The following is a 12,810-nucleotide window of genomic DNA, read 5'->3' on the forward strand; positions in this document are numbered from 1 at the left end:
CAGAACAGGCTTATGGTAAGGGAGCAGAGGTTGCTTCCATCGTTCTGTTCATTATTTCCAGTATCGTCTTCTTAAGGACAAAGTCCTGAATCGGTCCAATCAGTCGACCGAACCTGTATGCAGAATTGGTTGCTCACCTCCATGCGCGCTGTACGGATCGGACAGGCGGCAGTATACCGTCGGCATCGTCAGCCGCTGACCGAACGATCATCGCTAGGAAAAGTCCGGTATGCCAGGTCCGTTATAAACAGGCTGCTGCCACTTCATCCGATCTATCCGGACAAGAGCAGCGAGCCCATCTTGCCGTCTGTTACAGCTTCAGTCTAGCGCACCATGAAGGGAAGCATCTATCGGTTAATCTTCGTTATCATCTGCAAAAATCCCGGAGCCGCGCGGCTTTCGACGATCTGCATATGTTCTGGCCGATCTGCATATTGCCTCGCGGCAGCTTCTCTGAATGTATATCATGCCGCTGATCAAACCGGAGCAGACCTTTTCAGGCCTGCTCACGATATTTGCCGGGGGTGATCGATTTGTGCTTGCGGAAGGTCCGGATAAAGCTGTTCTCGTTCTGGTAGCCGACCTGGGCGGCAATATCGGCAATCCGCAGATTACTGTCACGCAGCAGTTCACAGGCATGATCCAGCCGCAAGCGGGTCAGATAATCATAGACTGTGCTGCCGGTCTGTTCCTTGAACAGGGCACTGACCGAAGACACACTCAGCTGCACATGCTCGGCCACATCCGGCAGACCGATATTTTCACTCAAATGCTGCTGCATGTACTGCTTGATCGCTTCCACCAGCAGATGCTCGCGGGAGCTGCGCTGGATATCCATTTGTCCGGTCAGATGGGTAATCGTGCGGGCACACAATTGTTCCATGTCATCCAGATTCATCGTGGATAACAGATGATGATGGTAATTGACCATATCCGGGGGCAGAGACAGATGCTGCCGGGCAGCGTTATCCATGAGCTGTTCCAGCAGCCGATGGATCAGCAGCCGGACAGCGGAAGGGGACGGCTGATGTACGCGCACCTCTTCGCACCAGCGGTGCAGCCAGACCATTGCAGTCTCGCTGTCCCCCTGCTCCACACCATGCAGCAGTTCCCGCCGCCAGCTATCATCCGGCAGTCCATCCTGCGTCATATGGACTTCATGGTCCGGCCAGTGGATCGCTCCATATCCCAGATAGAGACGCCGGGACAATGCCGCTGCTGCCTCCTGATGGGATGCTGGAGCCTCGGAGATATGCGGCATCTCCGTACCGATTCCGGCAGACAGCGACAGCCGCAGATGTTCGCTGGCGATCGTCATCATCCGCTGCACATCCTGCTGCAGCTGCGTTCGGCGTTCTTCCGAGGCATGTGCCAGACGCGACTGTACCATCCAGATAAAGCTGTCCTGTTCTCCGGTAATCCCGACCGTCCGCCAGTGCGGCTGCAGAATCTCGGCCATCATATTATTGAGTGCATACTTTAGCAGCATCCGGTCGGACTCGGAGTAGGCGGCAGACCATTCCGAATAGCGGTCGATCGAGAGGACTAGGATCACTGACGGACCCGGCTGCCAATCTTGGAAATACTGTCCCCATTTGCTGTGCATCTCCTGCGGCCCGATATTGCGGTGCAGCACATCCTGCACATACTTGGTCTGCAGCTCCGGCAGGCTGCGCTCGGCGACGAGTGCCTTGCTGTGAAAATCACCGACCAGCTTGTGAATCACCGGTTCCAGATCATACAGCGACTGCCTGGAACCGTCCGGGTCTTCGGGATGCAGCAATCGGTTGATCCGGCGCAGCGGACGAAAAGCCGCATAGCTGTAGGAATAGATAGCTGCACAGCCGATCAGGATGGAGATTAGTGAGAGCAGCAGCATCATATTGCGGGCGAGCTTTACATTTTTGAGCAGCTGTTCGGTCGGGACGAGGGAGACGAGCCGCCATCCGGTCACATCGGAGAACGTCTGGTTTGCCATATAGCTCTGCCCGTTCAACTCCACATAGGCATACGGCTGTACACCCAGTTCTGCGAGTACCTGCTGCATGCCATCCGCCGGAACAGAGCTGCTTAGCTTGGGATAAATGAGTCTTCCATCCAGATCATATACATACTGCGAGCTGGACAAATGAATATAAAAGTTCGAGAAAAACCGGTCATAATCCAGATTGATCAGCACCGCTCCTGTGACCTGGTTGCCGGTAAGTACGGGCCGTGCCAGCGACAATAGCTCGGTTTCTCTCTGATCGGGATCGGTGCCCTGCCATCTGCGCTCGATCAGCAACGGCTTGCTGCGTACCTGTTCAATCCAGTCGGTCCATGTACGGTCGGGTGCCTTGTCCCAGCTGCTATAGCCGGATTCGCTGGAGATCACGCTGTGATCGCTGAACCGGATCAAATCGATTGACCGGATCTCCCGGTCGGCGGCAGCGGTACGCAGATACTGCTGTATTGTGGCTGTCAGTGCAGGGCTGGCCTCTTCACCCAGCCGGATATACTGCAGCACATCCGGCTGAAAGGAAGCATCGACCGCCTTGTTGTCCGATTCGCGGAAGGCACGGTTGGTCACATCCAGATTGATCTGCAGCAGCTCGATATTGGGTGTATTCAGCTCACTGTCCAGTTCCTGGCGGTAGCGGGAATATGAGAATAATCCAATAGCGGTAATCAGCAGCGACAGACAGAGGGTCAGCAGCAGAATAAGCCGCGTCTGTTTGTTTTGCAGCAGGAACTTTAGTCGAAGTCGGAACATGCAGCAGTCTTCATCCTTCCCTAAGGGCATCGGTTATTTCAATAAAAACCGATACCGTAATATGTATGGAAATGCTTCCCTGTTGTTTTAAGATTACGCTTACAATTGTAAATGGATTGGAACCGATATTGATTGTGTTTGCTACATAATACACCATGGTGTTGTATATAATCTGTACTTGATATCATCGGTATTGCATGTAATACAGGCATGACGGACTGCTGCAGGCCGCAGACAGGATACCGGCCATACGCTCTTTCCATCCACAATCGATCCCGATTCCATATTATCCATCTTTTGCTATTATATAAGAAACATTCGGTACGGTCGAACAGCAGCCGATTCATAATGACAAATGATTGCCTGTGCCCCGGCATTGACGTTTTGTGAGATAATAAAGGGTACAGTACAATAAGAACCATGAACACAGCGCGAACATAAACAGATAATCTGAACCTATATAGCAGGCACCATGAAAGGAAGACACCAACATGACAACAATCATCGATATTCCTGTCCGTCCGCTGGTGGAGTACGTCTATCGTACAGGCAGCATCGAGTCCGGATTCCGGGTCGCCCAGTCGATGCAGGAAGGTACACGCATCCACAAGCAGATCCAGCAGGGCTACGGAGAACAGGGCGAGAAGGAGGTACACCTCAAGACAGAGATCCCCTATCATGATCTGCTGTTCCGGATTGAGGGACGCTGTGACGGACTATGGATCGACGAGGAGGGTCTGCTGACTGTCGACGAGATCAAGTCCACCTCCATCTCGGCCGAGGATATCGGCGACGGACGGGAGGTACACTGGGCACAGGCGCAGATGTACGGCTACATGCTGGCTCTGGATCGTGGGCTGGAGCAGGTACGTATCCAGCTCACCTATGTGCACAAGAGCAGCGGCAAAGAAACCCGGCTGGAACGTATCCGTACCCGCCAGCAGCTGGTCGACTTTGCCATGGATACGGTTGCCCGGTATGCCCCCTACGCCGAGATGCTGGCCGAACACCGCCGCAGACGCAATGCCAGCATCGAACAGCTGGCGTTCCCCTTCTCGGGCTATCGGTCCGGGCAGAGGCAGTTTGCCGGAGCGGTCTACAAGACGATCGGCGAGCGGGTCAACCTGTTCGCCGAAGCGCCGACAGGTACAGGCAAGACGATCTCGACCCTGTTTCCGGTTATCAAAAGTATCGGCAATGAACGTGCCGAGCGTCTCATGTACATCACCGCCAAGACCGTAACCCGGGCCAATGCCGAAGATGCGCTGATGCGGATGCAAAATAACGGGCTGCATCTGCACGGGGTGACCATAACAGCCAAGGATAAAGTCTGCTTTTGCACGGCTGACGGGATCAAAGGACGGGAGAACTGTGCCTACACGGAAGGCTATTACGACCGGATTAACGGGGCGATTCTGGATATGTTGACCGAAGAGACGATGATGACCCGGGATATTATCGAGCAGTATGCACGCAAGCATAATGTCTGCCCGTTCGAGCTATCGCTGGATGCGTCGTATGCCTCGGATGCGGTTATCTGTGATTACAACTATGTATTCGACCCGCGTGTGTCGCTCAAGCGGGTAACGGATGATCAGCGCAAGAGTACCGTACTGCTCGTGGATGAGGCACATAATCTGGTCGACCGAGGACGCAGCATGTTCTCGGCAGCACTGAACAAGTCGGACTTTCTCGATCTGAAAAGGGATTATCAGCAGTCCTCGGAATCGCTGTCCAAGATTGCCAGTGCGGTCAACGCGTATTTTATCCGGCTGCGCAAGCAGATGGGCGAGAAGAACTTTATCCAGAGCCGGGAGGCGCCGGAGGAGATTTTCAAGCTGCTGGAAGAATTCACGATCCGCGCGGAAGTGACGCTGCTGGAGCAGGGCGGTAGCGGTGAGACGGATCAGCTGCTGGAGACGTATTTTGCCGTACAGGCGTTTCTTCGTATCGGGCGGATCTACGATATGGAGAGCCATATTACGTATGCCGAGATGGACGGCAGCAATGTCATGCTGCGCATGTTCTGCATCGATCCGTCCCTGCAGCTGCATCAGACGGCCAAAGGATACCGCTCGGTCATCCACTTCTCCGCTACCTTGTCGCCGATTGGCTATTACCGGGATATGCTCGGTGCGGATGAAGAAGATTATAATATCTCGATTCCGTCGCCTTTCTCCAGAGAGCAGCTGGAGGTGCGGATTGTGCCGCTGTCGACACGCTATCGTGACCGGGAAAAGACCCGGGATGAATTGGCCCGGCTGCTGGCCGAGCTGGTCAATGAGCGTCCGGGCAATTATCTGGCCTTTTTCCCGTCCTATCAGTATATGCAGGATGTGGTGACCGTATTCGAGACGCTGGGTGCGGATACGGATGTGCTGATTCAGCAGTCCAATATGGCGGAAGAAGAGCGCGACCGGTTTTTAAATGCTTTTCAGAGTGACAACAAGCGTACACTGACCGGGTTTGCCGTGATGGGCGGTATTTTCAGTGAAGGGGTCGATCTGGCCGGTGACCGGCTGACCGGTGTCATCATCGTCGGCGTCGGTCTGCCGCAGCTTGGACCGGAGCGGGAGATGATCCGCGAGCACTTTAGCAAGGGCGGACACAGCGGGTACAATTATGCCTATGTGTATCCCGGTATGAACAAAGTGCTGCAGGCCGGCGGACGACTGATCCGTACCGAGCAGGATCGCGGCCTGCTGATGCTGGTCGATGACCGCTTCCTCCAGCGTCCGTATGTACAGCTGCTGCCACCGGAATGGCGCCCCGAGTAAGGCAGCAGCTCCACCCACCAAAAACCTCCTTTCCCCAACATGGATTCATGCGGGAAAAGGAGGTTTTTGTGATTGTGCATTTAAGATTGCAATCAATCATAGATGGAAAAGATATTAATGGGATGCCTTGTTGATCGCATCATAGGCCCAGTGTTTTGCAGGTACATCTTTCCATAAAGCGGCTGTTGTGGCATTGTCTGTAGAGCTATCCTGCAGACGGTTCAGTACAGTAACGATCTCTGCGCGGGTGATTGGCTTGTCCGGGTAGAACTTGCCATCCGGGTAGCCCTGCATCCATCCGGCACTTACGACCTGCTGGATATAAGCGGCAGCCCATGTACCATTCAGATCGGATGCCTGTACGGAGGAATTGCTGTCCGCTGCTGTATCGAGTTCTTTCCAGCGGGCGATCAGAGACGCCAGCTCGGCACGGGTCATGGCTTTGCTTGGTTGGAAGCTGCCGTCCGGGTAGCCTTTCATCCAGCCGTAGGACTGGATTAGCTGGATACCGCCGGAAGCCCAGTACGTGGCAGGAACATCCTTGAATGAAGTGCTTGCTGTGCCGACTGATTCGCTGCCGTTCAGCAGACGCTCCAGCATGACAGACAGTTCAGCACGGGTAACCTGCTGATCCGGACGGAATGTGCCATCCGCGTACCCTTGGATATATCCGCTGGTTGTTACGGACTTTTTGGCGGTATTGCCGGATTTGCTGCGTTTGCTGTCTGCAGCAGGTGCTGCTGTCTCAGAGGACGCTGAACCCGTTGGAACAATATCATCCAAACGGGAAGCGCCGCCTCCGCCTCCACCGCCGCCGGCAAATACAGGCGCCGGTGCGCCCGGGTCTACAGGAACGATAGGGATGAATGGGAACGTAATCGTAACCGGTGGTCCTGGTACGATATAGGTGTCCGAAGTTGGTGTAGGTGCCGGTACAGTAGGCTGGGGTCCTGCCGGAACAGCAGTGACCGGTGTGGAAGCTGCCGGTTCCGAAGCTTCTGGCAGTGCAGGTTCTGATTGTACTGGCGTATCTGCAGCAGGAGTTTCTTCCGGCTTGGCAGCGGCATTTACCTTGATCGTATACGTTTTGAACTTGCCGTTCGGACCGGTTACCTGCAGGTCAAGCGCAGTCAGACTGCTGCTCAGCGGTTCGGAATATTTCAGCTGCTGGGTGCCGTATACCTGCTCGGTCACAGTTACACCATTTACCGACAGGGTCGTATCCGGATCATATACGCTGGCAAACACGGTTATTTCCTCTGCTCCGGCGTTCATGTTGGCTTCATATGAAGTCACATCCCGCTGAAACATGGGAGTAAGTGAGCCATTTACCAATGACAGTGAAGTCAGCTCGGTCTTGCGGTCTGGTGCCTGGGCATGAATGGTAAATGCTTTCTCCAGCATGCCGCCTTTTGGTCCGGTAGCACGTACACGGATCGAATAGCTGCTTACGCCAGGCGTCAATGGCGCATTGGTTTCCAGACGATTGTTGCGAATGGCAAAGAACTTGTTGTCACGGTCATTCTCGCCGTTGACAAGAGTATAGATGATCGGTGCATACGTATCCTCGGTCACCGCAGAGAATTGACCAACGGCCGTTCCCGGCTGTGCATCCCAGGTGAGCGTATCGCCGGACAGTGTAACATCGGCTGGCGCATCATTCAGAGCAGTGTTGTAATCCGCGTGGATCGCAGCCAGTGCGCCGTTCATATCCGGGTCCAAACTGCTGTAAAATACCAGTTCTGTTGTCTCGCCCGGCTCCAGATTACCGGCGTCAAAGGCCAGTGTCAGCCAGTCATCCGAAGCTGCTGCCGCCACGTGGATGCCTCCGGCTGCACGAAATGCCGGTTCACTGTACGGATTGCGGCTAAAGCCGATCGAAGCCTGGGCGCGCGGGTCGCTGGCTACATACATAAATACATTGTCGCTTTTGTTGCCAATTGCCGCAGCAATCGCATCGGGATCTTGTGGTGGATTGGAAGGTACCCAGTTGATGGTGCTGTTATCGCCATTCAGATCAGCATCCATATCGGGATCAAGGAAGCGCATATAATGAACATCGTAGACGGAGGCGGTTACGTTGGTGTTGGTGAGATGAATGGTCGTTTTATAAAAGGGGTCTCCTGGTTTGAATGAAATCGTCTGTTCGACTCCGATTGCTTTGTCCAGCGTGGCGCCGGTTGTTTTAGCGGCGAGCTGTTCTTCGGTAGAAATATCTTCTGTAGTGCCTGGTACTTCGATACTGCCGTTTTGCTCTTCATTGGTAAAACTCTGTGGACTGGCTTTTGGCGCGGTACGGTAGCCGACCGTGAATCCCTCGGATGGACTGCCCGGCAGCACATAATCGCCGCTGGTCATTTCCTTGCCTGTATCATAACCGTCGCTATCCGTATTCAGTCCAATCGTTTTCCGAAGCGGACCAGGGTGGAATCCGGCGGGGCTGTCACTGGATGTGCCCAGTGTACCACTTCCGGAGATGCCCAGCTCAATATACGAACCGCCCAAATACGTGTCTCTGCCTACCTGCTCATGTCGGGCCAGTGCATCGGCGTGAACATTTACAGGAAGAGAGGGCAGCAATAGCAAGACAGCCAGCCAACCGCAGACGTGGGGTTTGAGAGATACGTGATGTTGCGAACGCAGTCTGCTCCTTCTCATATTCAATTAACCTCCTTTATATCTTGAGAGTTGCATAAATCTGCAAATCCTCTATTACTATTTATCGTAAAATATTTGTTATTTTTAACATTTATCTGGCAAAAAAATAAATTTGTCGAAATTAGCCGTTTTTAATTACATTATATGGTAATTATATTATTCATTTGTAAATATTTTGGTAACAAATATTCTTAATTTGTAAGAATAAGCTTAAAATGTGGTGAAGTAATGGTATGATATAACTAATGATTGACAAGGATTTAATGAGAGATATAAAATTAGGTAACCTAATAAATAGCATAACTAAATAATAGTATATAGATCTCGGGGTGAATGACTGTGGATGAAGAACTGAAATTTGAAGGAATATCACCAATGGGTGAGGAATTGTTGCGTGCATTCCGTCTGTTCCGCAGAGCGGATTGGCGCCAAAAGCCGGTCGCAGGGTATAAGCCGAGTGAAATTATGGCACTGATCTGTATCGGTAATCAGGAAGACTGCAAAAGCTGCGGAATTCAGGTATCCGAACTGAGCCGTATGCTTCGTGTAACGTCCCCGACGGTAACCCAGTTAATTAAGGGCATGGAAAACGATGGCCTGGTGGAGCGCAATATGGATCAGACTGACCGCCGCGCTGTTCGTGTAACCTTGACGGATAAAGGCGAGACCATTATGGATCAATCCCTGGCCGTCTTCAAGACTTCTTTTGAAGGACTGGTGGATTATCTCGGCGAAGAGGACAGCCGCAAATTGTCCGAACTGCTGGGACGCGTATTTGAGTATTTCCAGGATCGGGTGTTTGAACCGGTAGAACCTGCCCATAAGGGAGATGGTCTGGGTGACTAGACTGCTCCGCCAGCTGCGGCCTTATTATCCAATAATAGGGCTTATTCTGGTGCTTACTTTTTTGCAAACGATGTCGGAATTGTTCCTGCCGACGCTGATGGCGGATATTGTGGATACCGGGATTGCGGCCGGTAACACGCCGTATATCTGGCGTATCGGTTGCTATATGCTTATTTTCGCCGCGGTTGGGATGTTATGTTCGATCGCGGCCAGTTATTTTTCGGCCAAAGTCGCGATCGGGTTCGGACGTGATCTGCGCAGCCGCGTATTCGCGCATGTGGAGAATTTCTCGCTCCAGGAATTTGACCGTATCGGTACGGCTTCATTGATTACACGTACGACCAATGATATTACCCAGCTGCAGCAGGTGCTGACGATGATGCTGCGAATGATGCTGATGGCCCCGCTGATGATGCTGGGCGGTCTGATCATGGCGATCTCCAAGCAGGCTCAGCTGTCGCTGATCTTTGTCGTGGTCGTTCCGGTGCTCGGTCTGGCCATTTTCCTGATTGGACGCAAAGGAATGCCGCTGTTCAAAGAGATGCAGACCCGGCTGGACAAGCTCAACATGGTCATTCGCGAGAATCTGACCGGTATCCGGGTTATCCGTGCTTTTAACCGGGATCGTTATGAGAATAAACGGTTCGACGCTGCCAGCCGCGGTCTGGCCGATACGGCGATCCGTGTCAATAAGCTGATGGCATTGATGATGCCGGTCATGATGATCGTACTGAACTTTTCGATTATCGCGATTATCGGCTTTGGCAGTGTGGAGATCAGCTACGGACAGATGCAGGTCGGTGATCTGATGGCTTTTGTTCAGTATGCCACCCAGATTCTGTTCTCGTTCCTGATGCTGTCAGTGATCTTTGTCATGGTACCGAGAGCTTCGGCTTCGGCGACACGGATCAATGAGGTGCTGGACATGCAGCCGGATATTGTGAATCCGGCAGAACCGGTACAGCTGTCCAATGAACGTCAGCAGCCGGTGACGCTGAAGTTTGACGATGTGACGTTTCATTATCCGGGCGCCGAGCAGGCTGCACTGGAACATATTACTTTTGAAGCCAGACGGGGTGAAGTGACCGCGATTATCGGCGGTACCGGCTCAGGCAAGTCGACGCTGGTCAATCTGATTCCGCGCTTCTATGATGTGAGCAGCGGCCGGATCGAAGTGAACGGCACCGATGTACGTGAGCTGGAGCAGTCTGCCCTGCGGGCGCGGATCGGTTATGTCCCGCAAAAAGCGATGCTGTTCAGCGGCACGATTGCGGACAATATCCGCTACGGTCATGAGACGGCGACCGATGAAGAGATAATTCATGCTGCCCGTATCGCACAGGCGGATGAATTCATCTCGGGTATGCCGGAAGGCTATCAGTCGGAGATCGCCCAGGGCGGTTCCAATGTATCCGGCGGGCAAAAGCAGCGTCTGTCGATTGCGCGGGCGCTGGTGCGGCGGCCGGAGTTGTATATTTTCGATGACAGCTTCTCGGCACTGGATTTCAAGACGGATGCCCGGCTGCGCGCTGCCCTTCGCGAGGAGACGACCGAGGCGACTGTACTGATGGTCGCCCAGCGGGTGAGCACCGTGATGGATGCCGACCAGATTATTGTGCTCGATGAAGGCCGTATGGCTGGTATCGGCACACACCGTGAATTAATGGACACCTGTGAAGTATACCGCCAGATCGTATCTTCCCAGCTGTCCGAGGAGGAAATCGCATGAGTGAACTATCGAGAAACCGATCATCAGCGAAGCCTCAGGGAGGACCCATGGGTGGTCCGGGCGGCCCGCCCGGCATGTCGCTGCCGGGAGCCAAACCCCAAAATTTTAAAGGAACGCTGCGTCGTCTGACCGCCTACCTCAAGCCGCACTGGGTGCCGCTGATTGGTGTACTGGCCGCGGCGATCCTCAGCACACTGTTCAGCATTGTCTCGCCGCGTATTCTGGGACTGGCGACAGATGAGCTGTTCACCAGTGTTACCGGCGGGCGCGAGATTAATTTTGATTACATTTTCCGGCTGCTGCTCATGCTGGGCGGGCTGTATCTGTTCAGCTCGCTGTTCGCTTATTTGCAGCAGTATTTTATATCAGGGGTTGCCCAGAATACCGTCTACGAGATGCGCCGCGAAGTCAAAGGCAAGCTGACCCGCCTGCCGCTGCGCTACTATGACCGGCATACGCACGGGGAAGTGCTGAGCCGTGTCACCAATGATATGGACAATATCAGTACGACCCTGCAGCAGAGTCTTACGCAGATGATTACGTCGATCGTTACGCTGATAGGCGTCATTATCATGATGCTGACGCTCAGCCCGATCCTGACGCTCATTACCGTGCTTACCATTCCGCTCAGTCTGATCGTGACTATCGTTGTCGCCAAGCGTTCGCAAAAGCATTTTGCCGGGCAGCAGGCGGCCCTGGGACGATTGAACGGGCATGTGGAAGAGTTGTATACCGGTCACTCGATCGTCAAGGCGTTCGGACAGGAGCGCAAGGCTGTAGAGGAATTTGATACGCTCAATAATGATCTGTATGATTCCGGCTGGAAAGCACAGTTTATTTCCGGTACAATCATGCCTTTGATGAACTTTGTCAGCAATATCGGCTTTGTGCTGATCTGCGTGGTCGGCGGGATTATGGTGACGCGCGGCAGTATCGGGATCGGCGGGATTCAGGCCTTTATCCAGTATGCGCGCCAGTTCTCCCAGCCGATCACCCAGCTGGCCAATATCTCAAATATTATCCAGTCGGCGATTGCGTCGGCAGAACGGGTATTTGAGGTGCTGGATGAAGAGGAGGAAGAAGATCAGATGCCGGGCACATTTGCTGCTCCGGCTGCAGCTGCCATTTCCGCAGCCAGACATACAGATGAGACAGCTGCTGGTTCAGTCGCAGCTAATCAGGCGACACAGCCTGTGACAAGACAGGGATTCCAGGCCAATGTGGATTTTGAGCATGTACAGTTCGGCTATAAGCTGGATCAGCTGCTCATTCAGGATATGAACATTCATGTAAAAGCCGGCCAGACCGTCGCCATTGTCGGTCCGACCGGCGCTGGCAAGACGACGCTGATCAATCTGCTGATGCGGTTCTATGAGCTGAATGGTGGACGCATCCTGGTCGATGGTCAGGATATCCGGGAGATGTCACGCGGAGAGCTGCGCAGTCTGTTCGGTATGGTGTTGCAGGACACCTGGCTGTTCGGCGGCACAATCCGCGATAATATTGCTTATGGACGCGAGCATGCGACCGAGGCGGAGATTGTGCAGGCAGCCGAAGCTGCACGGGCGGACCATTTTATCCGCACACTGCCGGAAGGCTATGATACCGTGCTGAATGAGGAAGCATCGAACATTTCCCAGGGGCAAAAGCAGCTGCTGACGATCGCCCGCGCCATACTGGCGAATCCGTCGATTCTGATCCTGGATGAGGCGACGAGCAGTGTCGATACCCGTACCGAAGTGCTGATTCAGCAGGCGATGAACGAGCTGATGCAGGGACGGACGAGTTTCGTCATTGCGCACCGGTTGTCCACGATTCGCGGAGCGGATCTGATCCTGGTGATGAACCATGGTGAAGTGATCGAGCAGGGAACCCATGAGGAACTGCTGGAAAGCGGCGGATTCTATGCCGACCTGTACAACAGCCAGTTCTCCGGACAGGAAGCCGGCTGAGATCGGTAACGGGGCTGCAGGGATTCAGCATACCAAGCGATGTAATAGTGAAAGGATGAAAAGGCCCGTTGACTGGATAATACCAGATGGTATCCG

6 protein-coding genes are annotated in these 12,810 nt (G+C 53.6%); 4 read left to right on the forward strand and 2 right to left on the reverse strand.

Translation table 11 applies throughout. The features are described 5' to 3' along the window. Nucleotides 1-496: 496 nt before the first annotated feature. A complete protein-coding gene (locus M1D61_RS02025; RefSeq protein WP_458120965.1) occupies nucleotides 497-2,752 on the reverse strand; it encodes a helix-turn-helix domain-containing protein in 2,256 nt (751 codons plus the stop codon). Between the two features lie 491 nt (nucleotides 2,753-3,243). Between M1D61_RS02025 and M1D61_RS02030 the strand changes: the two genes are divergently transcribed. Further along, nucleotides 3,244-5,529, forward strand: coding sequence for an ATP-dependent DNA helicase (locus M1D61_RS02030; RefSeq protein ID WP_458120966.1), 2,286 nt, complete (start codon nucleotides 3,244-3,246; stop codon nucleotides 5,527-5,529). 114 nt (nucleotides 5,530-5,643) lie between these two features. On the opposite strand, the gene M1D61_RS02035 is transcribed toward M1D61_RS02030, so the two are convergent. Next, nucleotides 5,644-8,187, reverse strand: a complete 2,544-nt coding sequence (locus M1D61_RS02035) for an S-layer homology domain-containing protein (protein WP_458120967.1) — start codon at nucleotides 8,185-8,187, stop codon at nucleotides 5,644-5,646. A gap of 375 nt (nucleotides 8,188-8,562) precedes the next feature. Between M1D61_RS02035 and M1D61_RS02040 the strand changes: the two genes are divergently transcribed. From M1D61_RS02040 to M1D61_RS02050, 3 genes are read left to right on the forward strand one after another with little or no spacing between them, the layout of a single operon-like run. Continuing rightward, nucleotides 8,563-9,033 carry a MarR family winged helix-turn-helix transcriptional regulator gene (locus M1D61_RS02040; protein ID WP_046212713.1) on the forward strand — a complete coding sequence of 157 codons (471 nt, stop codon included), beginning with the start codon at nucleotides 8,563-8,565 and terminating at the stop codon, nucleotides 9,031-9,033. Further along, nucleotides 9,026-10,762, forward strand: coding sequence for an ABC transporter ATP-binding protein (locus M1D61_RS02045; protein ID WP_458120968.1), 1,737 nt, complete (start codon nucleotides 9,026-9,028; stop codon nucleotides 10,760-10,762). The genes M1D61_RS02040 and M1D61_RS02045 overlap by 8 nt, the downstream gene beginning before the upstream one ends. After that, nucleotides 10,759-12,714: an ABC transporter ATP-binding protein gene (locus tag M1D61_RS02050; RefSeq protein WP_458120969.1), complete on the forward strand. Its 1,956-nt coding sequence runs from the start codon at nucleotides 10,759-10,761 to the stop codon at nucleotides 12,712-12,714. Before M1D61_RS02045 ends, M1D61_RS02050 begins: the two co-directional genes overlap by 4 nt. Nucleotides 12,715-12,810 lie beyond the last annotated feature (96 nt).

The organism is Paenibacillus sp. Z6-24 (genome assembly GCF_054161335.1).